The sequence below is a fragment of the Kitasatospora sp. NPDC003701 genome (assembly GCF_053587085.1).
In genome coordinates, this window is sequence record NZ_JBSFNM010000036.1 from 43,168 (window position 1) to 69,884 (window position 26,717).

At 74.1% G+C, this 26,717-nt stretch carries 21 protein-coding genes; 14 read left to right on the top strand and 7 right to left on the bottom strand.

From position 1 onward, the window contains the following. Window positions 1-158: 158 nt before the first annotated feature. Window positions 159-911, top strand: a complete 753-nt coding sequence (locus ACWDRR_RS28390; protein WP_449775087.1) for a MerR family transcriptional regulator — start codon at window positions 159-161, stop codon at window positions 909-911. A gap of 7 nt (window positions 912-918) precedes the next feature. On the opposite strand, the gene ACWDRR_RS28395 is transcribed toward ACWDRR_RS28390, so the two are convergent. The 4 genes from ACWDRR_RS28395 to ACWDRR_RS28410 all read right to left on the bottom strand — a co-directional run bounded on the left by ACWDRR_RS28395 (window position 919) and on the right by ACWDRR_RS28410 (window position 6,887). Further along, window positions 919-3,090: a 3-hydroxyacyl-CoA dehydrogenase NAD-binding domain-containing protein gene (locus ACWDRR_RS28395; RefSeq protein ID WP_449775088.1), complete on the bottom strand. Its 2,172-nt coding sequence runs from the start codon at window positions 3,088-3,090 to the stop codon at window positions 919-921. 89 nt (window positions 3,091-3,179) lie between these two features. Beyond that, entirely contained in the window at window positions 3,180-4,394 is a 1,215-nt protein-coding gene (locus ACWDRR_RS28400; RefSeq protein WP_449775089.1) for an acetyl-CoA C-acetyltransferase, read from the bottom strand. 98 nt (window positions 4,395-4,492) lie between these two features. Next, window positions 4,493-5,635 carry an acyl-CoA dehydrogenase family protein gene (locus tag ACWDRR_RS28405; protein ID WP_449775090.1) on the bottom strand — a complete coding sequence of 381 codons (1,143 nt, stop codon included), beginning with the start codon at window positions 5,633-5,635 and terminating at the stop codon, window positions 4,493-4,495. Between the two features lie 10 nt (window positions 5,636-5,645). Next, the gene (locus ACWDRR_RS28410) at window positions 5,646-6,887 is read right to left on the bottom strand and encodes a CoA transferase (RefSeq protein WP_449775091.1); all 1,242 of its coding nucleotides are present in this window, start codon (window positions 6,885-6,887) and stop codon (window positions 5,646-5,648) included. Window positions 6,888-7,123: 236 nt separating this feature from the next. Here ACWDRR_RS28410 and ACWDRR_RS28415 point away from each other — a divergent pair, with 236 nt between their 5' ends. From ACWDRR_RS28415 to ACWDRR_RS28445, 7 genes are all read left to right on the top strand, one after another. Beyond that, window positions 7,124-7,594, top strand: a complete 471-nt coding sequence (locus ACWDRR_RS28415) for a WXG100 family type VII secretion target (RefSeq protein WP_449775092.1) — start codon at window positions 7,124-7,126, stop codon at window positions 7,592-7,594. A gap of 45 nt (window positions 7,595-7,639) precedes the next feature. Further along, on the top strand, window positions 7,640-9,778 hold the full coding sequence (locus ACWDRR_RS28420) for a hypothetical protein (protein ID WP_449775093.1): 2,139 nt from the start codon (window positions 7,640-7,642) through the stop codon (window positions 9,776-9,778). A 7-nt stretch (window positions 9,779-9,785) separates the two neighbouring features. Further along, the gene (locus ACWDRR_RS28425) at window positions 9,786-10,907 is read left to right on the top strand and encodes a hypothetical protein (protein ID WP_449775094.1); all 1,122 of its coding nucleotides are present in this window, start codon (window positions 9,786-9,788) and stop codon (window positions 10,905-10,907) included. 176 nt (window positions 10,908-11,083) lie between these two features. Continuing rightward, on the top strand, window positions 11,084-12,088 hold the full coding sequence (locus tag ACWDRR_RS28430) for a hypothetical protein (protein WP_449775095.1): 1,005 nt from the start codon (window positions 11,084-11,086) through the stop codon (window positions 12,086-12,088). Next, on the top strand, window positions 12,085-13,371 hold the full coding sequence (locus ACWDRR_RS28435) for a sensor histidine kinase (protein ID WP_449775096.1): 1,287 nt from the start codon (window positions 12,085-12,087) through the stop codon (window positions 13,369-13,371). Before ACWDRR_RS28430 ends, ACWDRR_RS28435 begins: the two co-directional genes overlap by 4 nt. Next, window positions 13,329-14,045, top strand: coding sequence for a response regulator (locus tag ACWDRR_RS28440; RefSeq protein ID WP_449775097.1), 717 nt, complete (start codon window positions 13,329-13,331; stop codon window positions 14,043-14,045). The genes ACWDRR_RS28435 and ACWDRR_RS28440 overlap by 43 nt, the downstream gene beginning before the upstream one ends. A 158-nt stretch (window positions 14,046-14,203) precedes the next feature. Continuing rightward, window positions 14,204-14,863, top strand: coding sequence for a Pr6Pr family membrane protein (locus ACWDRR_RS28445; protein WP_449775098.1), 660 nt, complete (start codon window positions 14,204-14,206; stop codon window positions 14,861-14,863). Between the two features lie 89 nt (window positions 14,864-14,952). Here ACWDRR_RS28445 and ACWDRR_RS28450 read toward each other — a convergent pair whose 3' ends face one another. Next, window positions 14,953-16,560, bottom strand: coding sequence for an ABC-F family ATP-binding cassette domain-containing protein (locus ACWDRR_RS28450; protein WP_449775099.1), 1,608 nt, complete (start codon window positions 16,558-16,560; stop codon window positions 14,953-14,955). A gap of 440 nt (window positions 16,561-17,000) precedes the next feature. Here ACWDRR_RS28450 and ACWDRR_RS28455 point away from each other — a divergent pair, with 440 nt between their 5' ends. The 4 genes from ACWDRR_RS28455 to ACWDRR_RS28470 all read left to right on the top strand — a co-directional run bounded on the left by ACWDRR_RS28455 (window position 17,001) and on the right by ACWDRR_RS28470 (window position 21,481). Further along, the gene (locus ACWDRR_RS28455; RefSeq protein ID WP_449775100.1) at window positions 17,001-18,209 is read left to right on the top strand and encodes a hypothetical protein; all 1,209 of its coding nucleotides are present in this window, start codon (window positions 17,001-17,003) and stop codon (window positions 18,207-18,209) included. Window positions 18,210-18,362: 153 nt separating this feature from the next. Then, complete coding sequence (locus tag ACWDRR_RS28460; protein ID WP_449775101.1) at window positions 18,363-20,000, top strand: ABC-F family ATP-binding cassette domain-containing protein; 1,638 nt, start codon at window positions 18,363-18,365, stop codon at window positions 19,998-20,000. Between the two features lie 76 nt (window positions 20,001-20,076). Further along, the gene (locus ACWDRR_RS28465) at window positions 20,077-20,751 is read left to right on the top strand and encodes a nitroreductase family protein (RefSeq protein ID WP_449775102.1); all 675 of its coding nucleotides are present in this window, start codon (window positions 20,077-20,079) and stop codon (window positions 20,749-20,751) included. A gap of 76 nt (window positions 20,752-20,827) precedes the next feature. Then, window positions 20,828-21,481 (top strand): GNAT family N-acetyltransferase, encoded by a 654-nt coding sequence (locus tag ACWDRR_RS28470; protein WP_449775103.1) that lies wholly within the window; start codon window positions 20,828-20,830, stop codon window positions 21,479-21,481. A 60-nt stretch (window positions 21,482-21,541) separates the two neighbouring features. On the opposite strand, the gene ACWDRR_RS28475 is transcribed toward ACWDRR_RS28470, so the two are convergent. Then, window positions 21,542-22,498: an aldo/keto reductase gene (locus ACWDRR_RS28475; RefSeq protein WP_449775133.1), complete on the bottom strand. Its 957-nt coding sequence runs from the start codon at window positions 22,496-22,498 to the stop codon at window positions 21,542-21,544. 345 nt (window positions 22,499-22,843) lie between these two features. Here ACWDRR_RS28475 and ACWDRR_RS28480 point away from each other — a divergent pair, with 345 nt between their 5' ends. After that, window positions 22,844-24,373 (top strand): carbohydrate binding domain-containing protein, encoded by a 1,530-nt coding sequence (locus ACWDRR_RS28480; protein ID WP_449775104.1) that lies wholly within the window; start codon window positions 22,844-22,846, stop codon window positions 24,371-24,373. A gap of 68 nt (window positions 24,374-24,441) precedes the next feature. Here the strand turns inward: ACWDRR_RS28480 and ACWDRR_RS28485 are convergent, their stop codons facing one another. Then, complete coding sequence (locus tag ACWDRR_RS28485) at window positions 24,442-25,092, bottom strand: LysE family translocator (RefSeq protein WP_449775105.1); 651 nt, start codon at window positions 25,090-25,092, stop codon at window positions 24,442-24,444. Window positions 25,093-25,256: 164 nt separating this feature from the next. Between ACWDRR_RS28485 and ACWDRR_RS28490 the strand changes: the two genes are divergently transcribed. After that, entirely contained in the window at window positions 25,257-26,660 is a 1,404-nt protein-coding gene (locus ACWDRR_RS28490; RefSeq protein WP_449775106.1) for an SDR family NAD(P)-dependent oxidoreductase, read from the top strand. Window positions 26,661-26,717 lie beyond the last annotated feature (57 nt).

Consider the following 26,717-nt stretch of genomic DNA (forward strand, 5'->3'; position numbering starts at 1 on the left):
CCGGAGCGGCCCCGCACCTGCGCCTCGACGCGGGCGCGGGGCCGCTCCGCACCGCCGGCCCCCACCGTGACCTCGGTGGACCGGGTGGCCCGGGTGGCCGCGCACTGTCACACTGCTGCTGTTACAGCAGCGGTGCGACAGAGGCGGAGGAGTGGCGGATGGGGGCGCGGGAGGGTGTCGAGGTCCGGCTGACGGTGGACGAGCTGGCGGCGCGGGCCGGCGTGACGGTGCGGACCGTCCGCTTCTACGGGACGAAGGGGCTGCTGCCGCCGCCGGAACTGGGGCCGCGCCGGGTCGGGCTGTACGGCGCCGACCACCTGGACCGCCTCGGACTGATCGAGGAGCTCCAGCGGCAGGGGCTCACACTGGCCGCGATCGAGCGCTACCTGGCCTGGCTGCCGCAGGACAGCACCCCGCTGGACCTGGCGATCCACCGGGCCCTGGTGGCCTCGTGGACGCCGGAGACGGCGGAGGAGCTCAGCCGCGGGCAGCTGGAGCGGCGGGCCGGGCGGGAGTTGTCGCCGGAGCAGCTGGACCGCCTGGCGGCGATGGGGGCGCTGGAGCGGACGGCGGACCCGGAGGTGTTCCGGGTGGACCCGGGGCTGCTGCCGCTCGGGGTGCGGATCCTGGACGTGCCCATCCCGCTGGAGACCCTGCTGGCGGCGCGCGCGGTGGTGCTGGAGCACAGCCGGGCGACGGCCCACGAGTTGCAGCGGCTGTTCCGCGAGACGGTCTGGAAGCCCTACCGGGAGAGCGAGCCGGCGCCGGCGGAGCTGGAGCGGATGAAGGAACTGACCGACCACATCCAGCCGATGGTGGCGCAGGCGCTGGTGACGGCGTACCAGCGCTCGCTGCGGGAGGAGCTGGGCGAGGCGGCGCGCTCGGCGGAGGACGCCGACCCGCCCAGCTGACCGGCCGTCAGTCGGTGAAGGTCCGGCCCTCGGCGGCGACCCGCTCCAGCAGGGCCGGCGGCGCGAACCGCTCCCCGTAGGCGGCGGCGAGTTCGCGGGCGCGGGCCGCGAAGCCGGCCGGGCCGCCCTCGTACCCGTTGATGTACTGGAAGACCCCGCCCGTCCAGGCCGGGAAGCCGATGCCGAGGATCGAGCCCACGTTGGCGTCGGCGACCGAGGTCAGCACGCCCTCCTCCAGGCAGCGGACCGAGTCCAGCGCCTCGCTGAAGAGCATCCGCTCCTGGAGGTCCTCGAAGGGGACGGCGGTCCCGGCCGAGGTGAAGTGCTCGCGCAGGCCCGGCCAGAGCCGGCCGCGCCGGCCGTCCTCGCCGTACTCGTAGAAGCCGGCGCCGCCGCTGCGGCCGGGGCGGCCGAACTCGTCGACCATCCGGTCCACCACCGCGTCCGCCGGGTGGGCGGTCCAGGTGCCGCCGGCCTCCTCGACCGCGCGCCGGTACTCGTCGCGGATCTTGCGCGGCAGGGTGAGGGTCAGCTCGTCCAGCAGCGAGAGCACCTTGGCGGGGTAGCCGGCCTGCGCGGCGGCCTGCTCGACGGAGGACGGGTCGACGCCCTCGCCGACCATCGCCACGCCCTCGTTGATGAACTGGCCGATCACCCGGGAGGTGAAGAAGCCGCGCGAGTCGTTGACCACGATCGGCGTCCGGTCGATCTGCCGGACCAGGTCGAAGGCGCGGGCGAGCGCCTCGTCGCCGGTCTGCGGGCCGCGGATGATCTCCACCAGCCGCATCTTGTCGACCGGCGAGAAGAAGTGCAGGCCGATGAAGTCGGCGGTGCGCCCGACGCCCTCGGCGAGCAGGCCGATCGGCAGGGTGGAGGTGTTGGAGCAGAGCAGCGCGTCCGGCGCCACCACGCCCTCGACCTCCTGGAACACCTTCCGCTTGAGCTCGGGGTTCTCGAAGACCGCCTCGATCACCGCGTCGCAGCCGGCCAGGTCGGCGGCCTCGGCGGTGGGGGTGATCCGGGCGAGCAGCTCCTCGCGCTGCGCCGCGGTGGCGCGGCCGCGCGCCACCGCCTTGTCCAGCAGGCCGGCGGAGTAGGCCTTCCCGCGCTCGGCCGCCTCGACGGTGACGTCCTTCAGCAGCACCTCGATCCCGGCCTTGGCACAGGTGTAGGCGATGCCCGCGCCCATCATGCCGGCGCCGAGCACCGCGACCCTGCGCACCGTCCGCTTCTCGACGCCCTGCGGCCGGCCGGCGCCGGAGTTGACCGCCTGCATGTCGAAGAAGAGCGCCTGGATCATGTTCTTGCTGGTCTGCCCGCAGGCCAGCTCGGTGAAGTAGCGGGCCTCGATCACCATCGCGGTGTCGACGTCCACCTGGGCGCCCTCGACCGCCGCCGCCAGCACGTTGCGCGGCGCCGGGTAGGGCGCGCCGGCCAGCTGCTTGCGCAGGTTGGACGGGAAGGCCGGCAGGTTGGCGGCGAGCGCCGGGGTGGCCGGGGTGCCGCCGGGGATCTTGTACCCCTTGACGTCCCAGGGCTGGACGGCGGTCGGGTTGGCCTCGATCCAGGCGCGCGCCCGGGCGGTCAACTCCTCCGGGGTGTCGACCAGTTCGTGGACCAGACCGTGCTGGAGCGCCTGCTCCGGGCGGTACTGGCGGCCCTGCAGCAGCACCTTCAGCAACGCGTCGGCGATGCCGAAGAGCCGCACCGTGCGGACGACTCCGCCGCCACCGGGCAGCAGGCCGAGGGTGACCTCGGGCAGGCCGATCCGGCTCGCCGGGGTGTTCAGCGCGATCCGGTGGTGGCAGGCGAGCGCGATCTCCAGCCCGCCGCCGAGCGCGCTGCCGTTGACGGCGGCGACCACCGGCTTGCCGAGCGTCTCCAGCCGGCGCAGCGCGCGCTTGATCCGCATCGACTTCTCGAAGACGGCGGCGGCGTCCTCGGGGCGGGCGGCGGAGAGCATCCTGAGGTCGCCACCGGCGAAGAAGGTCTTCTTCGCCGAGGTGACCACGACGCCGCGCAGGTCGTCGCCGAGGGCGGCGAGGCGCTCGACGGTGGCGTCGAAGTCGGCCGTGAAGGCCTCGTTCATGGTGTTCACGGACTGGGAGGGGTCGTCGAGGACGAGGGTGACCACGCCGTCCTGGTCCTGCTCCCAGCGGATGGTGGTGGTGTCGCTCATGGGGTTCGGGGTCTCCTGTGAGGGCCGGGACAAGGGAGGTGCCGCGCGCACCGCGCCGCCGGCGGGGGCGGCCGCGGGCGACCGGAGGCTCAGACGCGCTCGACGACGGTGGCGACGCCCATGCCGCCGCCGACGCAGAGGGTGACCAGGCCGAACTGCAGGTCGCGGCGCTCCAGCTCGTCGACCATGGTGCCGAGCAGCATCGCGCCGGTGGCGCCGAGCGGGTGCCCGAGGGCGATCGCGCCGCCGTTGACGTTCACCTGGTCCGGGCGGAAGCCGAGCTCGCGGACGAAGCGCAGGGCGACGGCGGCGAAGGCCTCGTTGATCTCGACCAGGTCGATGTCGGCGGCGGTCAGCCCGGCCTTGGCGAGCGCCTTGCGGGTGGCGGGGGCCGGTCCGGTGAGCATGATCGTGGGCTCGGAGCCGGAGACGGCGGCCGAGACGATCCGGGCGCGCGGGCGCAGGCCGTACCGCTCGCCGATGGCGCGGTTGCCGATGGCCACCAGGGCGGCGCCGTCCACGATGCCGGAGGAGTTGCCGGCGTGGTGGACGTGGTCGATGGCCTCCACCCAGTGGTACTTCTGCAGCGCGACGGCGTCGAAGCCGCCGGCCTCGCCGATGCCGGCGAAGGAGGGCTTGAGCCCGGCCAGGGTCTCCACGGTGGTGCCGGGGCGGATGAACTCGTCGCGCTCCAGCACGACCAGGCCGTTGCGGTCGCGGACCGGCACGATCGAGCGGTCGAAGAGGCCGTCGGCCTGGGCCTTGGCGGCGCGGGCCTGCGACTCGGCGGCGAAGGCGTCCACGTCGCCGCGGGAGAAGCCCTCGATGGTGGCGATCAGGTCGGCGCCGATGCCCTGCGGGACGAAGCGGTTCTCGTAGTTGGTCATCGGGTCCATCGCCCAGGCGCCGCCGTCGGAGCCCATCTTCACCCGGGACATCGACTCGACGCCGCCGGCCAGGATGAGGTCCTCCCAGCCCGAACGGACCTTGGCGGCGGCCAGGTTGACCGCCTCCAGGCCGGAGGCGCAGAAGCGGTTCTCCTGGACGCCGGCCACCGAGTCGGGCAGGCCGGCCGTGATGGCGGCGATCCGGGCGATGTCGGAGCCCTGGTCGCCGATCGGGCTGACCACGCCGAGCACGATGTCGTCGACCGCCGCCGGGTCCAGCCCGGGGAAGCGGCGGAGCAGTTCGTGGATCAGGCCGACGACCAGGTCGATCGGCTTGGTGCCGTACAGCGAGCCGTTGGCCTTGCCCCGGCCGCGCGGGGTGCGGATCGCGTCGTAGACGTACGCTTCGGTGGTCACGGTGGAGAGCCTTTCGGGGGTCTGACCGGGCGAGGGGGTTGGTGTTCGAGGAGGAGGCCGGACGGCGCGGGGAGGCCGGGCGGCCGGCGGGTGCGGCGTCAGCCCAGCAGGGAGCGCCCGACGATCTCCTTCATGATCTCGGTGGTCCCGCCGTAGATGGTCTGGATGCGGCCGTCGGTGAACGCACGGGCGACCGGGTACTCGGTCATGTACCCGTACCCGCCGTGGAGTTGGAGGCAGCGGTCGGCGGTGCGCTTCTGCAGTTCAGTGGCCCACCACTTGGCCATCGAGGCGTCGGCCGGGGTGAGTGCGTAACGGTTGTGCTCGGTGATGCAGCGGTCCACGAAGGCCCTGGTCACCGCGGACTCGGTGGCCATCTCGGCGATCTCGAAGCGGATGTGCTGGAGCTTGGCGAGCGGCCGGCCGAAGGCCTCGCGCTGCTTGACGTACTCGGTGGTGATCTCGACCAGGTACTCGGCGCCGGCGATCGCGGCGGCCGCGATGGTGAGCCGCTCCTGCGCGAGGTTCTGCATCAGGTAGAGGAAGCCCTGGTGCTCCTCGCCGAGCAGGTTGGCCTTCGGGACGCGGACGTCCTCGAAGAACAACTCGGCGGTGTCCTGGGCCTTCTGGCCGATCTTGTCGAGGTTGCGGCCGCGCTCGAAGCCGGGCATGCCGCGCTCGACCACCAGCAGGCTCAGGCCGCGCGAGCCGCCCTCGGGGGTGGTGCGGGCGACCACGACCACCAGGTCGGCCAGGATGCCGTTGGAGATGAAGGTCTTGGCGCCGTTGAGCAGGTAGTGGTCACCCTGGTCGACGGCGTGGGTGCGGATGCCCTGGAGGTCGGAGCCGGTGCCGGGCTCGGTCATCGCGATGGCGGTGATCAGCTCGCCGCTGCAGAAGCCGGGCAGCCAGCGGCGCTTCTGCTCGTCGGTGGCGAGGGAGGTGAGGTACGGGCCGATGATGTCGTTGTGCAGGCCGAGCGCCAGGCCGGAGGCGCCCGCCCGGGCGAACTCCTCGGCCAGCACGGCGGCGTAGCGGAAGTCGCCGGTGCCCCCGCCGCCGTACTCCTCGGGGACGGCGAGCCCGAGCAGGCCCTGCCGGCCGGCGGCGAGCCAGGCGGACCGGTCCACGATGCCGGCCCGCTCCCAGCGGTCGTAGTGCGGCAGCACCTCCTTGGCGAGGAAGGACCGGACGGTCGCCCGGAAGTCCTCGTGCTCCTCGGTGTAGATGTCGCGTTCCACGGCAAGCTCCTTATCGGGCCTCGGAGTCCAGGGCGTTCGGGGCGTCCGGGCCGCTCGGGCCGGCCGGGGCGTTCGGGGCGTCCGGGCCGCTCGGGCCGGCCGGGGCGTCCGGCGCGTCCTCGCGGTCGGGCGGCGGCAGCAGGGCGGGCACGCCCCAGTCACGGGCCACCTCGGCGGTGTCGGCGCCCGGCCGGGCCGGCGGCCGGCGCAGCGTGCCGGGGGTTGCGGAGAACCGGGGCGCGGGGGCCGGCTGGGTGAACCCGTCCGCCTCGACGTACGTCCCCCGGGCCACCAGGTGCCCGTGGGCGGCGGCCTGACGCAGCGTCAGCACCGGTTCCACGCAGGCGTCGGAGCCCGCGAAGACGGCCTCCCACTCGGCCCGGGTGCGGGTGGCGAAGCGGGCGGCGATCCGCGCGCGCAGTTCGGGCCAGCGGGCCACGTCGTACTGGCCGGGCGCGTCCGGGCCGAGCTCCAGCAGCCGGGCGAACTCGGCGTAGAACTGCGGCTCCAGCGCGCCGACGGCGAGGTCGCCGCCGTCCTTGGCCCGGTACACGGCGTAGCAGGGCGCGCCGCCGTCGAGCAGGTTGACGCCCCGGCGGTCCTGCCAGTGGCCGGCGGCGAGCAGGCCCCAGAGCACGGTGGTGAGGTGGGCGGCGCCGTCCACGATGGCGGCGTCGACGACCTGGCCGGCACCGGTCGCCCCGGCGTGGTGGAGGGCGGCGAGCAGGCCGACGACCAGGTAGAGCGAGCCGCCGGCGTAGTCGCCGAGCAGGTTGGCGGGCACGGCGGGCGGCTGCTCGGGGTCCCCGATCAGGCCGAGCACCCCGGCCACGGCCGCGTACCCGATGTCGTGGCCGGCCCGGGCGGCCAGCGGACCGTCCTGGCCCCAGCCGGTCATCCGGCCGTAGACCAGGGCGGGGTTGCGGGCGAGGCAGGCCTCCGGGCCGACGCCGAGGCGTTCGGCGACGCCGGGCCGGTAGCCCTCGATCAGCAGCTGGGCGCGCTCGACGAGGGCGAGCACCCGGTCGGTCCCCCCGGGGGCCTTGAGGTCGACCAGCACCGAGCGCTTGTTGCGGTTGGTGACGTCGTGGGCCGGGTCCTGGGCGAGCGGCGAGGGGTCGGGCCGGTCCACCCGGACCACGTCGGCCCCGAGGTCGGCCAGCAGCATGCCGGCGAAGGGGCCGGGGCCGATGCCCGCGAGCTCGACCACCCGGACTCCGGCCAGCGGGCCGGGGCTGCTCGGATCACGCACCGGCCACCGCCTTCTCGGGGTTTGACAGTAAAGCTGTAACACTCGCGATGATAGGGAAGCGACCCGCCGGTAACAAGACCCTCCGCCGCCCGGCGGCGCCCTGTCGAATCCTTGACGCGGACCGTGCAACCGGCGTTGCGGAGGGTGCGTCGGTATACCGACGGGGCGGGCCGATACGGTCGTCCCGCTGTCGGAGGGGTTCTGACCTCTCGTCGGAGGAAAGGAAGCAGACGCTCATGGTTTCCCCAGGTTTCACCACCGGGCCGGTCAAGCCGGCCTCCCCGCCGGGCGCACCCGCCAACCCGTCGCCGGACACCGTCATCCCGATCTCGGCACCGGGCACGTCCCCGTTCGCCGCCGGTCCCACCCCGAACCCCTCCCCCGGCCCGGCCCCGTCCGCGCCCACCACCCGGCTGGACCGGCCGCACGAGCTCAACGCCTCGGCCGGCATCGCCCGGCAGATCGCCACCGACCTCGACAGCGCCAACGGCAAGGGCGGCAACAACCTCGCCGAGCACGCGAGCACCGCCGCCACCCGGATCCGCGGCTTCTCCTTCGGCGGCGCCCTCACCGAGTCCACCGAGCGCTGGCTGCAGCAGTGCAAGAGCCTGCACGACAAGCTGACCGCCGCCGCCGACAACCTCGACACCACCCAGCGCACCTACCAGGCCCACGAGCAGGCCACCGCCGGCCAGTTCGGCCACTGAGACCCGGCCCCGAGAACCGAGAACTGACAGAGGAGCCCCAGAGGCATGGTGTCCTTCAAGGAACTGCACGAGGCCGACTTCGCCGGCGTCACCGAGACGGCCGACGCCTGGACCAACATGGCCAGGGCGCTCGACTCGCTCGACACCCGGGTCGGCACGGACCTCACCAACACCCCGCAGCGGGCCGGCTGGCAGGGCGCCGCCGCCGACGACGCGGGCCGCACGCTCAAGGCCATCGACACCGACTTCACCCAGGCCGCCGGCGTCGCCAAGGCCCTCGCGGCGATCATCCGCGACGCGGCCTCGGACTTCACGGCGGCCCGCAAGGACCTGGACGCCGCGCTCCACGACGCGGAGGGGCAGAAGCTCACCGTGGCCGCCGACGGCACGGTCAGCTGGCCACCGATGCCGACCGACTCCACCTCGCACAACGATCCCGACTTCCCCGAGGCCCAGCGCCAGTACCAGGGGGCCATGCAGGGCAAGGCCCAGGCGATATCCGACCGGCTGACCAAGGCCGTCGAGCAGGCCACCGCGGCCGACCAGCGCGCCTCCTCCGCGCTCCGGACCGACGTCGGCACCAGCACCACGGCCTTCAACGCCAGCCCGTACGGCGGCGGCGACGTGGCCGACGCCAAGCGCGCCAACGACCTGCTGGCCAAGGGCGGGAGCCTCTCCGACGAGGAGCGGCAGCGGCTGCAGAACCTGATGGCCGCCAACTCCGGCTCCAAGGACTTCTCCACCACGCTGCTGAACAGCCTCAGGGCGGGCGACAAGACCGGCCCGGACGCCCTGCTGGTGTACGCCAAGAACTACAACGACTTCGCCCACGGGGACCGCAACGCCAAGGACTACCAGGACATCTACGGCAACCTCTCCCAGGTGCTCGCCACCGCCACCAAGGACGGCGGGATGGGCAAGGAGTGGCAGGACAACCTGCTCAAGGCCGCCCGCAAGCCCGGTGGTTCGGCCGCCGGGTTCAACGACGGCTACCCGGTCCTCACCCAGCTGATGGGCGCGAAGGGCGACTACGACAAGGCGTTCCTGGAGAAGGTCGGCAACGACCTGGTCGACTACGAGCGCAGGAGCAAGACCAAGGGCGAGCAGCTGTGGGGCCCGCTCTACGACCGGGACGACCCGATGGGCGGCCTGATGCGGGCGATGAGCCGCAACCCGGAGGCGTCCAAGGAGTTCCTCGACCCGGGCGCCAACAAGAACCTCGACTACCTGCTCAAGGACCGCAAGTGGCCGTTCCAGGGCCACGAGGACAAGCTGCTCGACAGCGTCGCGCGCGAATCCTCCCGCGGGGCCTTCGGCGACGCCCTGGAGGCCGCCGCCACCGGCCGCGACCCGCACGGCAACCAGCCGCCGCGCCCGCACGACGCCGCGATGTCGCGGATCATGAACGAGACCGTCGCGACCCTCGGCGGCGACAAGGCCGGCTCCGAGAACAGCCTGCCCGCCGGCCTGCGCCGCCCGCTCGGCAACATGATCGCGGACTACGCGCCGGACGTGCACGAGATCCTCGGCAAGGAGGTCCGCGGCGGCACCGAGCCCAGCGGCCTCACCGTCAGCCGCGAGCAGTTGCTGCGCACCATCCGCGGCTCCGCCGAGGACCCGGAGGCCTTCCGGGTGATCCACACGGCGGAGACCCAGGAGATCGCCCGCCGGATGGACACCTACGGCCCGAACGACTTCCAGCCCGACGCGACCGGCCGGGTGAACCCGAAGTTCGCCGGCTTCACCCAGGAGGCCGGCCAGGCCCTCGGCGCCCTCGACGGCGTGCGCGGCGACGTGCTGATCGACCACCGCGAGGACCAGAAGTTCAAGAACAACTGGCAGTCCAAGATCGATTACCACATCTACGGCACCCCGGTGAACTACTTCCTCCCCGCCCCCTTCGGCGACATCGCCCAGCGCCTGGTGGACGTCGGCACCGCCGACTACGCCAACAAGGCCAACGCCGAGCTCGACACCAAGGCCCAGGGCGACCTCAGCGACAACTACTCCGCGGGGGAGGAGCAGCTCAAGTCCATGATCCACTACAAGGCCGTGCTGTCCGGCGTCCCGCAGAAGGACGTCGACGCCACCGGCGGCGTGACGCAGCAGCTCATGGAGGGCGTCACGCAGAACTACTCGACGGCCATCGACCGCACCTACAACGGTGCACTCGGCAGGGGCTGATGACGGCATGACGGCAGAACAGGACCGCGCGGACACCGGCACGGGCACCGACGCGGACGCCGGCACGGGCACGGGCACGGACGCCGGCCCGCTGCGCCGGGCCGACGAGGCCCTCGGCCGGCGCGGCTTCACCACCCGGCGGCTGCGCCTGCGGGCGGCGGCCGTGCTCGTGGCGATCGCGGCCGGGGTCTCGGGCGTGCTGCTGTACAACCTGACGAACGCGCTGGGGCCGGACACCGTCTGCGGAGGCGCCGCGACGGCGGACCAGGTGCACGCGGCCCTGGGGTCGGGGCGGATCAGCGAGGAGAAGAGCGCCGGCTGGTCCCCCGGCGCCTACGACGGGACCGGGGGAACCTGCACCGCGAAGGTCTCGTCCGGGCTGTTCGGCGGGCCGGGGCGGTCCGTCTCGTTCGCCCTCGCGCTCACCCAGGACGACATCGCCCCGCCGACGGCGCCGGACGCCCGGCTGTTCGCCGGCGGTTCGACGGGCGCCGTACTGGCCTCCCGCGCCTGGGCGCTGCTCCCGGACGGCTGCCCGAAGGCCATGCGGGCCGAGGTCCGGCTCCTCGGGTCGGACGACACGACCGGCGACCACCCCGCGGGGATGGCCGCGCTGGCCGTGGCGTTCGCCAACGCGGCCGCCGGGGGCAAGGGCTGCGGCGGCACGCTGCCCGCCCCGTCCGGTCTGTCCGCCGCCGTGGCCCCGCAACCGGTCGACTTCGGCAACGTCTGCGGCCTGCCCGGGATGGCGCCGGCCCGGGACGAGCAGGCCGGGGACGGGTACCGGCAGACGGTGACCGCCGGGTACGCCCCGGTCTGGTCCTGCGAACTCGCCCGCCCGACCGGCGGAAGCCCGCTCGCCGCCTTCACGATCACCACCGACCCGCGGATCACCGGCCTGGACCCGCAGGACGCCCGCACGGAGGCCTACGGGCGCGCCCGGTGGATCGGGTCCTCGGGCGAGAACGCCGTCGCCACCTGCCAGGGGAAGGCCACCTACTTCCACCTCGACCGGAAGTACACCACCGGGGTGAGCGGCAGCGGGCTCTTCCCGGACGGCCAGGACCTCTGGCGCCGGTTCCTCACCGCCGGCGGCAAGGCGGTCGGCTGCGAGCCGATCCTCCCCTAGCCGCCGCACCCGTGGGCCCGCTCCGGTGGGCCCACGGGCAGGCGGGCCCACGGGCACGGCCCCCGGTGGGCGGGCCCGCGGGGAGGAGGCCCGCGCCGGCGGGTCCCCCTGGCGGGGGAGGCGGATCGTGTGACGGGGGGACGTACCGGCGGCCCCGCCCGCGGGAGCGTGGGGGCATGACCACAACGACCTCCGTCGGCAGGGTGCGAGGTGTGGCGGCCGGGGTGGCCGTCGCCGCGACCCTTCCCTATCTGTCGCTCAAACTGCTCTGGCTGACCGGCCACCCCGTGGGCGCCGGCGACCACCCGGAACAGCTGGACGACCTCTGGCTGGTGAACCTGCTGAGCTTCGGCATGGACGCGATCGCGGTGCTGCTGGCCCTGGCCTTCGTCCGGCCGTGGGGGCGGCGGGCGCCGGCCGGACTGCTGGCGTTCCCGATGTGGGTGGCGACGGGGCTGCTCGGCACCATCCTGATGGCACTGCCGCTGTTCCTGCTCAGCACGCTGGTGTTCGGGCCCGAGGAGGCCAGCGCCGCCGACGGCGCGGGCGACGGACCGGCCGGCTGGGTGTTCCCCGTGGTGTACGGCGGGTTCGCCGTCCAGGGCGTCGCGCTGATCACCGCGTTCCTGCTGTACGCGCGGCAGCGCTGGGCGGCCCTGCTGCACGACCGGATCGGCGGGCTGCCCGACTCCCCCACCCTGGGCGTCCAGCGCGCCTTCGCCTGCGTGGCCGCCCTGCTCGGCCTCGGGGTGGCCGCGGCCCGGGTGTCCTGGGCGGCGGGCGGGACGGCCGGGCTGCCGGCCGAGTGGGCGGACGAGCACGGCCGGGGCGTGGCGGTCATGAACTGCGTGACGGCGGCGATGGCGGTGGCCGCCGCGGCGGCGCTGCTGGCCCTGGTCCTCCGGGCCCGCCCGCACCGGCGCCTGCGGGGGCCGCTGGCCGTGGCGTGGACGGCGGGTGGTTCCCTGTTCGCCTGGGGCTCCTGGCAGTTGGTGGCGTACGGGACCGTCGCGACGGTGACCGACCCGCGCCGGGCGGCGCCGGGGCTGCTCACCCTGGTGGAGTCCGTCCAGGTGGTGACCGGGCTGCTGGTGCTGGCGGTGGGCGCGGTCGCCCTGGCCGAGCGGGCTGCCGCAGGCCCCCTGGGGGCCGGGGCCGCTGACGTAGAGTCGACCCGGTGAGCACGGGGGCGGGCGCGGGACGACGGGGGCTGCGGCGGGCCGGTGGCGCGCTGTTCGGTCGGCGGGCCCGGCTGCGCTGGGTGCACCTGGTGCTCGGCGGCGCCCTGCTGATGCCGTACTGGATGCTCTCCACCGTCGCGCTCGGGGCGCTCGACCCGGCGCACGGCTCCCTGGTCCAGCTCCTCCTCTACTTCGCCGCGCTGGCCCTCTCGCTGCCGATGGCCGCCGTCACCGCCCTGGTGCCGATGGTCCGGGCGCTGGAGGGGGCGGCGGCGCGGGCGCTCTGCGCGCCGCAGCGGGCCGAGGAGGTCTCGACCGGCCCGGCCCGCTCCTGGGCGGCCCGGCGCCGGACCGCCGTCTGGTACGTGCTGCACGTGCTGTTCGGCGGGCTGGTCAGCGGGATGACGCTGGCCGGGACACCGTTCGCGGTGGTCCTGGTGATCTCGCCGCTGGGCGGGCCGGCGGTGGACGACGTGGTGCGCTTCTGGCAGGACCGGGGGTTCCCGTCCTGGCTGCCCGGACCGCTGCTCGGCCTCGGCCTCCTGCTGCTGATCCTCGCCACCAGCGCCGGCCTCGGCGCCCTGCTGGCCCGCTGGGCGCCCGTGCTGCTCGGCCCGACCCCGGAGGAGCGGCTGGCCGCGGCCGAACGCCGGGCCGCCGTCCTCGCCCAGCGCAACCGGCTCGCCCGCGAGCTGCACGACTCGGTCGGCCACGCGCTCAGCGCGGTCGGCATCCAGGCCTCGGCGGCCGCCCGGGTGCTGCGGTCCGACCCGGACTTCGCCGCCGAGGCGCTCCAGGCGATCGGCGAGACCGCCCGGGCGGCCGTCGCCGAGCTGGACGCGGTGCTCGGCCTGCTGCGCGAGGAGGACCGGGCGGACGCCGGGCCCGCCGGGCCGACCCTGGCCGGGCTGGACGACCTGCTGCGCCAGCTGGCCCGCACCGGCGTCCGGGTCGACGCCGAGCTGGCCCCCGGCCTGCACCGGCTGCCGGCCGCCGTCTCCCGCGACGCCTACCGGATCGTCCAGGAGGGGCTGACCAACGTGCTGCGGCACGCCGGGCCGGCGCCCGCCGGGCTGCGGGTGGGGCTGGCGGCGGACCGGCTGGAGATCGAGCTGACCAACCCGCTGGGCCCGGCCCGCCCCAGCCGCCCCGGCGGCGGCCGGGGGCTGCGCGGGATCGGCGAGCGGGCGGCGGTGCTGCGCGGCGGCTGCGCCGCCGGTCCGACGGACGACGGGACGACATGGCGGCTGGCCGTCTGGCTGCCGCTGGAGGGAGCACGGTGAACGACTCGACCGGGACCGTCCGCGTGGTGATCGCGGACGACGAACGACTGGTGCGGACCGGCCTGCGGGTGGTGATCGACGCGGAGCCGGACCTGACCGTGGTCGGCGAGGCGGCCGACGGCGCCGAGGTCGTCCCGCTGGTGCGCGAGCTGCGCCCGGACGTGGTGCTGATGGACGTCCGGATGCCCGGCATCGACGGCATCCGGGCCACCGAGCAGCTGGTCGGCGGGATGGCCGAGCCGCCCAGGATCCTGGTGGTCACCACCTTCGAGCACGACGACCACGTCTACGACGCGCTGCGGGCCGGCGCCGCCGGGTTCCTGCTGAAGCGGGCCAGCGCGGAGGAGATGGTGCAGGCGGTGCGGCTGGTCGCGCGCGGCGACTCGCTGCTCTTCCCGGCCGCCGTGCGCGAGCTCGCGCTGCGCCAGGTGCCGGCCGGGCGGCGGGCGGGCGCGCCCGGGCAGGGGCCGATCGGGCGGCTCACCGAGCGGGAGGGCCAGGTGCTGCGGCTGATGGCCGCCGGGCTCAGCAACGGCGAGATCGCCGGGCGGCTGGTGCTCAGCCAGGAGACGGTCAAGACGCACGTCGGCAGCGTGCTGGCCAAGCTCGGGGCCCGCGACCGCACCCAGGCGGTGATCGCCGCGTACGAGTCGGGCTTCGTCCTGCCGGGGTAGCACGCGGAACCCGGGCGCTACCCCGGTGGGCGGCCGCCGACCGCCCGCCACCTGCAGTGACGTTTCTTCCGTCCCGGGCCTACCAGCGAGTAGAGTGCGGCGTTCCCCCCTCTACCGCCCGATACCTCCCGTATCGCCTGAAACGAACTGGTGACCGCATGTCAGTCCGGACCGGCCCCGCGCTCTGGTGGCGCATGGGCATCGTGCTCTCGGCGGGCCTCGGCCTGACCCTCCAGACCGCCCCGCTGGTCTACTTCACCATCCAGAGCAATGTGATCGTGCTCGGCTACTTCATCGGCGCGGTCTACTGGATGGTCAAGCGCGGCACCGCGGACGCGCCCGCCCCCCGGCTGCGCGGGGCCGCCACGCTCTACATCCTGATCACCGGGCTGGTCTCGCACGTCCTGCTGGAGCACGGCGCCAACCCGCTGCCCGGGCTCTTCGACGGACCGGACAAGCTGCAGCACTGGTCGTCCTTCTTCCTGCACTACGTCACGCCGGTGATGGTGATCATCGACTGGCTGACGCTGAAGCCGCGCAACGCCTCCGCCTGGCGCGACATCCCGCTCTGGCTGGCCTTCCCGCTCGGGTACGCGGCGGTCGTGCTCGCCCGCAACGCGCTGTTCTCCAACTACCCGCTGCCGTACCCCTACTTCTTCTTCGACCCGACCACCAAGGGCTACGGCTACGTCTGGGGTCAGATCGCGCTGCTGACGGTGGAGTTCGTCGTCCTCGCGGCGACCGTGGTGGGCCTGGACCGCCTCGGCACCCTGGTCGCCGGCAAGCTGCGGCCGGCGACGGAGCCCACCGAGGCCTGACCGGCCCGGCCCGGCGGTGTCCGGGACCCGGCCCGGCCCGGCCGGACGGCCGGGACGGACAGACGGACCGGACACCGCCGGCACCACCACTACATCGGCTCCACCGCCCGCAGCTCGCCGTCCAGCTCCAGCCAGCGGGTGATCCCGAGGCCGCGCAGGAACGGCAGGTCGTGGCTGGCCACGATCAGCGCCCCCTGGTAGGCGGCGAGCGCCTGGGTGAGCTGGCGCACGCTGGCCAGGTCGAGGTTGTTGGTCGGCTCGTCGAGCAGCAGGAGCTGCGGCGGCGGGTCGGCCAGCAACAGGGCGGCCAGCGTGGCGCGGAACCGCTCGCCCCCGGAGAGGGTGGCGGCGAGCTGGTCGGCCCGGCCGCCGCGGAACAGGAAGCGGGCCAGCCGGGCCCGGATCGCGTTGTCCCCCGCGCCCGGGGCGAACAGCTTGACGTTCCCCGCCACGGTGAGCCCGTCGTCCAGCAGGTCGAGCCGCTGCGGCAGGTGGCGCAGCGGCACCGGGGTGGTGATCTCCCCCTCCAGCGGGGCGAGTTCGCCCGCGATGGTGCGCAACAGGGTGCTCTTGCCGGCGCCGTTGCGGCCGATCAGGGCGATCCGCTCGGGGCCGCGCAGGTCGAGGTCGGCGGTGGTGCCGTACGGCAGCCGGACCTTCTGCAGGGTGAGCACCGTGCGCCCGGCCGGGACTGCGGTGCGCGGGAGGTCGATCCTGATCTCGGCGTCGTCGCGGACGGCCTCCTCGGCGGCGGTGAGCCGCTGCTTGGCCTCCTCCAGCCGTTCGGTGTGCATGCCCTGGAGCCGCCCCGCCGTCTCCTGGCCCTGGCGCTTGAGCTTGCCGGCGAAGATGTGCGGGTCGTTGCGGGTGACGGAGCGCTTCTTGCCGTAACTGGCGCTGCGGTCCAGCTTGCTGCGGGCGTCGACCAAGTCCCGCTTCTGGCGCTGGACATCGGCCTCGGCATTGCGCAGCAGCCGCTCGGCCGTCTCCTGCTGGGCCGCGACGGTGCGCTCGTAGTCGGCGAAGTTGCCGCCGTACCACGTCACTTCACCGTCCCGGAGGTCGGCGATCTGGTCCACGTGCTGGAGCAGCTCGCGGTCGTGGCTGACGATCACCATCACCCCGCTCCAGCCGGCCACCGTCTCGTACAGCCGCTCGCGGGCGGACCGGTCGAGGTTGTTGGTCGGCTCGTCGAGCAGCAGGACGTCCGGGCGGCGCATCAGCAGGGCGGCCAACCGCAGCAGCACGGCCTCGCCGCCGGAGAGTTCGCCGGTGGTGCGGTCGAGGCCGAGCCGGTGCAGGCCGAGCCGGTCGAGGGTGGCGCGGGCGCGCTCCTCGACGTCCCAGTCGTCGCCGACCGCGTCGAAGTGGCGCTGGTCGGTGTCGCCGGACTCGATGGCGTGCAGGGCCTCCCGGACGGCCCGGACGCCGAGCGCCTCGTCGACCCGCAGGCCGGTGTCGAGGGTGAGGCCCTGCGGCAGGTAGCCGAGCTCGCCGCCGACCTTGACGGTGCCGCGGGTGGGGGTGAGCTCGCCCGCGACGAGGCGCAGCAGGGTGGACTTGCCCGCGCCGTTGAGCCCGATCAGGCCCGTCCGGCCGGGGCCGACGGCGAGGTGGAAGCCGTCGAGCACGGTCGTGCCGTCGGGCCACTCGAAGCCGAGGTCGGTGCAGAGGACAGCGGTGCTGGGTTGTGCCATGGAGGCCTCCCGGGTGGTTGCGGACGGTCTGGGGAGCAACACGGGAGACACCGCAGGCCGCGCGCGGAAAGCCTGGAGGGGGCCGGGGGCCGTCGAACGAGTCGAGGGAAGGGACGCCGGGCCGGCTCACCACTGAGGTCGCGCACTCGCACACGCACACACCGCGCGCAGCAGGGCTGCGGGGCGGCGGGGGGCGGTGTCTCGGGACCTCAGTAGAGCAACGGCCTTCTCCTGTTCTGGCGGGTGGCAAGGATCACGCTACGGAGGCCCCCGGACGCCCGCAACCGATTTACCGGGTGCGGATCGCGTGCCGATCCCGTGACAGCTCCGTCGCGGTCCGGTCCGGATGCGAGGACGCCTTCGTCCGCATGGCAGACTCCTCACCTGCCATACCCGCGGCTCGGGCGGTATGGCGTGCATCCACAGGGGGAATTGAACTCATGTCACCGATATCCCGGACGACGCGTGCTGCGCTGGGCGCCTCCGTCGTCGCGCTGACGATGGTGGTCGCGACCGCGTGCGGTCCGGACAACAGCGACACCACCGGGGCCCAGACCGCGGCGCCGACCACCGCCGTGACCACCGCCGCCGGCGCCGGCACGCCGGGCGCCGCCCCGATCAAGCTGCCCACCCTCGACGAGCTGAAGAAGTGGAAGTACGAGGACTGGGAGAAGTTCGCCCAGCAGAACGTGATCACTCCGGCGGTGAAGGGCTACTGGGACCTCCAGAAGATCCTGAAGGCCAAGCCCTCCAAGCCCGGCCAGCCGACCACGCAGCCGACGGCGCAGCCCACTGCCCAGCCGACCGGCGCGGCACCGGGCGGGCCGAGCTCCCAGCCGCCGGCGGACGGCGGCAACGACCCGCTGCCGAAGCTGGTCGAGGAGAAGCCCGTCCCGCACCCGTTCGCCAAGAACTTCCACGTGAACGGCAAGCTGTTCTTCCAGGACGGCAAGCAGGAGTACGTCTGCTCCGGCACCGTGGTCTCGGACCCGGCCAACCCCGGTAGGAGCAACCTGGTGTGGACCGCCAGCCACTGCCTGCACGGCGGCAAGGGCGGCAAGTCGCACACCAACATCACCTTCGCCCCGGCGTTCAACAGCACCGGCGTGCTGAGCGGCGGCAAGCAGGCCTCGCTGGCGCAGGCCGAGCCGTACGGCGAGTGGGGCGCGGTGGCCGGCATCGTCTCCCCGACCTGGGCGGACGAGGCGGACCCGGAGTACGGCGGCCCCTGGAGCCAGTACGACTTCGGCATCATCCGGGTGGCCAACCCGGACGGCAGCAACAAGTCGCTGGAGGAGGTCGTCGGCGGCTCCGTCCCGGTCTGGTTCAACGCCCCGCGCGACCAGATCACCGGCGTGAGCAGCTTCGGCTACCCGGCCGGCAAGCCCTTCGACGGCATGGAGCTGGAGCACTGCGACAGCGGCAAGCCGGTCCGCCACACGATCGACCCGAGCCGCCCGGCGATGCTGACCATCGGCTGCAACGGCACCGGCGGCGACAGCGGCGGCGGCTGGTTCGCGGCCAAGGACGGCAAGCAGGTGCTGGTCTCGGACACCTCCATCGGCGGCAACGACAACACCTGGGAGGCCGGTCCGTACCTGGACGACGTCGCCCAGCACGCGCTGGAGTACATCTCCAAGAAGAAGTGACCTCGGGCACGTCCTGAGCGATCCGCCGGCCGAGCGGACCGCGTGCTCCCCGAGCCGCGCCCCGCCCGGCCCCCGGTTCGGACACCCGGGGTCCGCGGCCTTCCCGCCGCGGGCCCCGGCGCGCTCCCCCGCTCTCCTAGAATCGGAGACATCATGAGCGCCACACTCGTAGTCAAGGACCTCGTCGCCGGCCACGGCGACCGCACCCTCTTCTCCGGCCTGGACCTGGTCGTCGCCCCCGGCGACGTGATCGGGCTGGTCGGCGTGAACGGCGCCGGCAAGTCGACGCTGCTGCGGCTGCTGGCCGGGCTGGACACCCCCGAGGGCGGCTCGCTGCGGCTCAGCCCGGCGAGCGCCAACATCGGCCACCTGCCGCAGGAGCCGGAGCGGCGCGAGGGCGAGTCCGTCCGGGACTTCCTGGCCCGCCGCACCGGCGTGGCGGCCGCCCAGGCGGCGCTGGACGAGGCCACCGAGGGCCTGGTCGAGGGCCGCCCCGGCGCCGACGACGCCTACGCGGCGAGCCTGGACCGCTGGCTGGACCTCGGCGGCGCCGACCTGGAGGAGCGGGCCGAGGAGGTCGCCGACTCGCTCGGGCTGAAGGTCTCGCTGGACCTGCCGATGACGGCGCTCTCCGGCGGCCAGGCCGCCCGGGCCGGCCTCGCCTCGCTGCTGCTCTCCCGCTACGACGTCTTCCTGCTCGACGAGCCCACCAACGACCTCGACCTGGACGGCCTGGAGCGCCTGGAGTCCTTCGTCAAGGGCCTGCGCGCGGGCACCGTGCTGATCAGCCACGACCGCGAGTTCCTGGCCCGGACGGTCACCCGGGTGGTCGAGCTGGACCTCGCCCAGCAGCAGGTCAACCTGTACGGCGGCGGCTACGAGGCGTACCTGGAGGAGCGTGCGACGGCCCGCCGGCACGCCCGCGAGGACTACGAGGAGTACGCCGACACCAAGGCGGGCCTGGAGGCCCGGGCGCGGATGCAGCGCGGCTGGATGGAGCACGGGGTGCGCAACGCGCGCCGCAAGTCCTCCGACAACGACAAGATCGGCCGCGCGATGCGGACCGAGTCCACCGAGAAGCAGGCCTCCAAGGCCCGGCAGACCCAGCGGATGATCGAGCGGCTGGACGTGGTCGACGAGCCGCGCAAGGAGTGGGAGCTGCGGATGGAGATCGCCACCGCGCCGCGCTCCGGTTCCGTGGTCGCCACCCTGCGGGCGGCCACCGTCCGTCGCGGCGACTTCGCCTTCGGCCCGGTGGACCTGCAGATCGACTGGGCCGACCGGGTCGCGATCACCGGTGCCAACGGCGCGGGCAAGTCCACGCTGCTGGCCGCGCTGCTCGGCCGGCTCGAACTCGACGGCGGCAACGCCGCGCTGGGCTCGGGCGTGGTGGTCGGCGAGGTGGACCAGGCCCGCGGCCTCTTCCTGGGCGGGGAGCCGCTGTCGGACGCGTTCGCCGCCGCCGTACCGGAGTTGAGCCCGGAGGAGGTGCGCACGCTGCTGGCCAAGTTCGGGCTGAAGGCGGCGCACGTGCTGCGGCCGGCCGACACCCTCTCCCCCGGCGAGCGCACCCGGGCGGCGCTGGCGCTGCTCCAGGCCCGCGGGGTGAACCTGCTGGTGCTGGACGAGCCCACCAACCACCTGGACCTGCCCGCCATCGAGCAGTTGGAGTCCGCGCTGGCCTCGTACACCGGCACGCTGCTGCTGGTCACGCACGACCGGCGGATGCTGGACACGGTGTCGGTGAACCGGCGGATCGAGGTCCGCGGCGGGCGCGTCCACGAGAGCTGAGTGGTCTGGTCCATTCGAGGACAACGGGCGGTCCGGACCCTTCCCGGACCGCCCGTCATGTGCTGTGCTGTCGGCCATGGTTGACAGTGCAGTGGCAGGGACGCCGTACCCGACCGTCCCGCTGAGCCCGATGACGGTGCCCGCCCACGAGGCCGAGGCACGCAGCAGGTCCTTCCACGACGTGATGGCGCGGCGCCGGACCGTCCGCGACTACGCGACCCGCCCGATCCCGGACGGGGTGGTCGAGTGGGCGATCCGCACCGCGAACACCGCGCCCAGCGGCGCGCACGTCCAGCCCTGGCGGTTCGTGGTGATCACCGATCCGGACCGCAAGCGGCGGCTGCGCGAGGCCGCCGAGGCCGAGGAGCGCGAGTTCTACGCGCACCGGGCCTCCGAGGAGTGGCTGGCCGCGCTGGCGCCGATCGGCACCGACTGGCAGAAGCCGTTCCTGGAGGACGCGCCCGCCGTGATCGTCGTCTTCGAGGTGCACAAGGGCCCGCGGTCGCCGCGCCCGTACTACACCAAGGAGTCCGTCGGCATCGCCGTCGGTCTGCTGCTCGCCACCCTGCACCAGGCGGGCCTGGCCACCCTCACCCACACCCCGAGCCCGATGAAGTTCCTCAACGAGGTGTGCGAACGGCCGGCCGAGGAGCGGGCCGCCTACGTCATCCCGGTGGGCTATCCGGCCGAGGGGGCGCGCGTCCCCGACCTGCGGCGCAAGGAGCTCGACGACGTCCTGGTGCGCCTCTGACGCGCCCGGGGGCGGCGCCGCCGGCCCGGCGGTTCGCCGGTGGTCGCCGCCCCGGACGGCGCTCATAATCGCTGTCATGACACACGTCACGCCATCACCCTGCGAGGGCGTACCCGGCCCCGCGCACGGCGCCGTCGCCGGTCCCCCCGCCGGGCGGCGCCGTCCGGCACCGGTCGAGATCTCCGCCGGCCGGCCGCCGGAACTGCTGCGACTGGCCGGCGGGATCTCCCTGCACCGCCGCTCGGCCGCCTACGCGAGCGCGCTCAACGCCGCCGTCCGGCGCGACCTGGAGCACCTGCGGCCCTGGCTGGAGTGGGCGGCTGAGGCGCCCACCCTGGCGCAGACCGCCGAGCTGACCGAGGCCGGCGCGGCCGCCTGGGACGCCGGCACCGACTTCATCTACCTGGTCGGCCTGGACGCCGAGCCCGGCAGCGTCATCGGCTCGTTCGGCCTGCACGGCCGGATCGGCCCGGGGGCGCTGGAGATCGGCTACTGGGTGGGCTCGGAGCACGGCGGCCGCGGCATCGCCACCACCGCCGCCGGGGCGCTGACCGGGGCCGCGCTCGCCCTGCCCGGGATCGGACGGGTCGAGATCCACTGCGACCAGGCCAACGCCGCCAGCGCCGCCGTGCCGCGCAAGCTCGGCTACCGCCTGGACCGGATCGCCGACGCGGCGGTCCGGGCGCCCGGCGAGACCGGCCGGCAGCTGGTCTGGGTCAAGGAGGGCTGAGGACGGAGCCGCCTCCGCACTCCGCACGGTCGCCCGCCCCGGCCCGGCGGCCCGGTCCGGTCAGTAGCGCCCGCCGGTCGGCGCCGGCAGCGCGTCCAGCTCGGCGAGGTCGGCCGCCGAGAGCACCACGTCGGCCGCGGCCGCGTTGTCCGCCAGGTAGCGCGGCGTCTTGGTGCCCGGGATCGGGAAGACGTACCGGCCCTGCGCCAGCACCCAGGCCAGCGCGACCTGCGCGGGCGTCGCGCCGACCCGGGCGGCGACCTCCTTCACCTTCTCCACCAGCGCCAGGTTGGCCGCCAGCGCGTCCTGCTGGAAGCGCGGCAGCGAGCGGCGGAAGTCGTCCGCCGGCAGCTCGTCCGCGGAGGAGATGCTGCCGGTCAGGAAGCCCCGGCCGAGCGGCGAGAACGGCAGGAAGGCGATGCCCTCGGCCTCGGTGTACGGCAGCACCTCGGCCAGCGCGTCCCGGGTCCACAGCGACAGCTCGGACTGCACGGACGCCACCGGGTGCACCGCCTGCGCCCGCTTGATCTGCTCGACGCTCACCTCGGAGAGCCCGATCCGCCGCGCCTTGCCGGCCGTGACGGCCTCGGCCAGCGCGCCCCAGGTCTCCTCGATCGGCACCTCCGGGTCGACCCGGTGCAGCTGGTAGAGGTCGACGTGGTCGGTGCCGAGACGGCGCAGGCTCTCGTCGATCGAGCGCCGCACGTGCTCCGGCCGCCCGTCGTTGCCCACCCGCTTGTCACCCTCGCCCGGCACCAGGCCGACCTTGGTGGCCAGCACCGCGCGCTCCCGGTACGGGCCGGCCAGGGCGGCGCCGACCACCTCCTCGTTGCTGTAGGGGCCGTAGATGTCGGCGGTGTCGATCAGGGTGACGCCGAGGTCCAGCGCCTCCCGGATCACCCGGGCCGAGGTCTCGTCGTCACGGTTGCCCAGGTCGTAGGCCCAGGTCATCCCCATGCAGCCGAGACCGACCACTCCGACCTCGGGGCCCTGCTGACCAAGCGTGGCGGTGCGCATCTTCCGGTGCTCCTTCGTGTCGTGGATCAACGGCATCAGCCTCTCCCTTGGAGTGCACTCGAGGTCAAGCCCGCTCGCCGTGCAGCGCTCCGGCCCCCGCCCGGCGGCGACGAGCCCGCACCCCCGGACGCCGGGCGGGGTGCTGCCTTAAACCCTTCCTAAAACCTTCCCAGCAGCGGCCCCTGATGTGCCGAAGGTGCTTGACGTGCACAGCTGGTCTAGTCCAGTTTGAAGCTGCACCGCGCACCTCCCCGCACCGGACCACGCCCCCACCGCCCCCGCCGCCCGCCGCGCGCTCCCCCTCGCGCGGCGGGCGGCGGGCGCACCGTCCCGAGAGGCACCCCCATGCCACGCGCGCCCCACGACACCCCCGCGCCCGACGCCCCGGCCCGGCACCGCCGCCCCGCCGGCCGGGTCAAGCTGATCGGCCTCACCACCGCCACCGTGCTGGCCGCCGGCGGGCTCGCCACCCTCGCCGGGAACGCCGGCGCGGCCGACGGCAACCTGCTCGCCAACGCCGGCTTCGAGAGCGGCGCGACGAGCCCCTGGAGCTGTTCCGCCACGACCGGCAGCATCGTCAACACCGGTGCGCACAGCGGCTCGTACGCGCTCAAGGGTGCGGTGGGCAGCAGCGACACCGCGCAGTGCGGGCAGAACGTCGCCGTGCAGCCCAACACCAAGTACACGCTGAGCGCCTGGGTCCAGGGCCAGTACGTCTACCTCGGCGCCACCGGCAGCGGGGTCACCGACCCGGCCGTCTGGACGCCCGGCGGCGCCGGCTGGCAGCAGCTCTCCACCACCTTCACCACCGGTCCGGCCACCACCGGCGTCACCGTCTACCTGCACGGCTGGTACGGGCAGGGCGCCTACCAGGCCGACGACGTCACGCTCACCGGCCCCGGCGGCAACCCGTCCACCCCGCCGCCGACCTCGGCCACGCCGACGCCCACACCCACCCCCACCGGCACGGCGACGCCCACCACCCCGCCGCCGAACGTCGCCGTCCCGGTGGCCCCGTACATCGACATGGGCGCCTGGCCGACCCCGTCGATGCCCGCGATGGCCCAGGCCGGCAATCTGAAGTCCTTCACCATGGGCTTCGTCACCGGTATCGGCTGCAAGGCCAGCTGGTTCAACGCCTATGACCCGCGCACCGGTTGGGCCAAGGACCAGGTGGACGCGCTGCGCGCGGCCGGCGGCGACGTCAAGGTCTCCTTCGGCGGCGCCAGCGGCACCGAACTCGCCGCCGCCTGCACCACGGTGGACTCGCTGTTCGCCGAGTACGACGCCGTGGTCAAGGCCTACAACCTGCGCTACGTCGACTTCGACATCGAGGGCGCCGCGATCGCCGACACCGCCGCCAACGACCGCCGCTCCGCCGCGCTCGCCAAGCTGCAGAAGGCCAACCCCGGCCTGAAGGTGTCGTTCACCCTGCCGGTGCTGCCCGAGGGGCTCACCGCCGAGGGCGTCGCCATCGTCCGCTCGGCCCGCGACGCGGGCGTGAACGTCGACCTGGTGAACGCCATGGCGATGGACTACTACCGCAGCGGCGCCGACTACGGCGACGCGGCCGTGCAGGCGGCCCAGGGCCTCTACGGCCAGCTCAAGGCGCTCTACCCGGCGAAGAGCGACGCCCAGCTCTGGGCCGCGGTCGGCATCACCCCGATGATCGGGGAGAACGACGACCACCAGATCTACAACCAGGCGGACGCCCGGCAGTTGGTGGCCTTCGCCCAGCAGCACCACCTCGGCGAGCTGGCCTTCTGGGACGCCACCCGGGACGCGAACGCCTGCACCGGCGCACTGTTCAAGTGCACCAACATCGCCCAGCAGCCGTACGAGTTCGCGAAGATCTTCGCCCAGTACGCGGGCTGAGCAGGGGCACGGCCGGTGGCGGCTCCCCGGGCCCGGGGGGCTCGGGGAGCCGTCACCGGCCGGCGGCCTCAGGGCGCCGCCACCACCGCGCGCGAGCGGTCGGCCGCGATCCGCACCGCGAAGCCCGCCAGCGCCGTGCCCACCAGGTACCGCTGGACCCGCTGCCAGCCCGGGCGGCGGGCGAAGAAGGCGGACACCGAGCCCGCCATCAGCACGAACATCGCGTTGCCGGCCACCCCGACCGCGATCTGCGTCAGGCCCAGCAGCAGGCTCTGCACGGCGACATGGCCGCGGTCCGGCTCGACGAACTGCGGCAGCAGCGACACGTACAGGACCGCGATCTTCGGGTTCAGCAGGCAGGTCAGCAGACCCATGCCGAACAGCCGGGCCGGCCGGTCGGGCGTCAGCTCCTTCGGGGCGAACGCCGAACTCCCGCCCGGTCGCACGGCCTTCCAGGCCAGCCAGAGCAGGTAGCCGGCGCCCACCAGCTTGATCGCCAGATAGATCTCCGGCACCAGCGCGAACACCGCCGCGATCCCGGCGGTCGCCGCGACCAGGTAGGCCAGGAAGCCGACGGAGACGCCCGCCAGCGAGGTCAGCCCGGCCCGGCGCCCCTGCGCGACCGAGCGGGAGACCAGGTAGATCATGTTCGGGCCCGGGATCAGGACCATTCCCGCCTCCACCGCCGCGATCGCGGCTATGGCACCGAGACTCACCATCGTGTTCTCCCCGTTCCCTGTCGTGACCGCGGCCTGACCAGCCGCGATGTCGCAGCACGCAGCGCCGCGATCAAGGCCTCATCCTACGAATAATGTGATCCCACTTCTCCGGCGCAGTCGGTACAGTCCCGAGGCATCGCAGCACAGCGCACGAGGGGGCGGCCATGACGGTCCGGGACGACGAGCACACCACGGCCGACGAGGTCACCGCGGACGAACTGGCCGCCTTCAGCCGCACCCTCGGACGCCTGCGCGCCCTCCCCGCCGACCACCGGACCCGGCTGCACGCCGAGCGGCAGCTGAAGTCCTTCGTCAGCGAGAGCCGCAAGCGCCGCCGCCAGAGTGGCAAGGACGAGGCCCGGCAGGCCGACGCCGACCTGCTCGCCGCCACCGCCACCGGCGCGCGCGACCGCCGCGAGGACGCACCGCTGACCGGCGTCCCGGCCGCCCCGCTCGGCGAACTCCGGCTCGGCCGCCGCTGCTACGTGTGCAAACAGCGCTACCGTCGGGTGGGCGCCTTCTACCACATGCTCTGCCCCGACTGCGCCGCCGACAACACCGCCCGCCGCGCCCTCACCACCGACCTGCGCGGCCGCCGCGCACTGCTCACCGGCGGCCGGGTGAAGATCGGCTTCCAGCTCGCCCTGATGATGCTGCGCGACGGCGCCGAACTGATCGTCACCAGCCGCTTTCCGCACGACACCGTCCGGCGCTTCCACGCCGCCGCCGGCAGCGCCGAGTGGCGCGACCGCCTCACCGTGGTCGGCATCGACCTGCGCGACCCCCGCCAGGTGCTCGGCCTCGCCGAGCGGCTCCGCACCGACGGCCGCCCGCTGGACATCCTGGTCAACAACGCCGCGCAGACCCTGCGCCGCCCGCCCGAGTCCTACGCCCTGCTGGCCGCCGGCGAGCGCAGCGCGCTGCCCGCCGCCTCCACCGCCGTCCTGCACGCCCCCGGGTTCCGCCCGATGCCCGTCCTCTCCCCCGCCTGGCCCGCCGCCGAACTCGCCTCCCCCGGCGGCCCCTTGACGCCCGCCCCGCTGCCGGAGCAGGCCGACGAGGCGGGCCTGCTGCCCGACCTCGCACCGGTCAACTCCTGGTCGGTCCGGCTCGGCGCGCTGGACCCGGCCGAGGTGCTGGAGACCCAGCTGGTCAACGCACTGGCACCCGCGCTGCTCTGCGACCGCCTGCTCCCGCTGCTGCTGGCCTCACCGCACCCCCGCCGCTACATCGTCAACGTCACGGCGGTGGAGGGCCGGTTCGCCGTCCGCAACAAGACCGCCGGCCACCCGCACACCAACATGGCCAAGGCCGCCCTCAACATGCTCACCCGCACCGGCGCCGGGGAACTCGCCGCCCAGGGCGTCCACATGTGCGCGGTCGACACCGGCTGGATCACCGACGAGAACCCGGCCCCCAAGAAGAGCCGGCTGGCCGCCGACGGCTTCCGCACCCCGCTCGACATCGTCGACGGCGCCGCCCGCGTCTACGACCCGATCGTCCGCGGCGAGGCCGGTGCGCCGGTGTCGGGCGTCTTCCTCAAGGACTACCGCGAGGCGGCCTGGTGAGGACGGGGACCCTCCCCGGGGCGAGCCGGGCGAGGCAGCCGAGGAGGAGGAGACCGG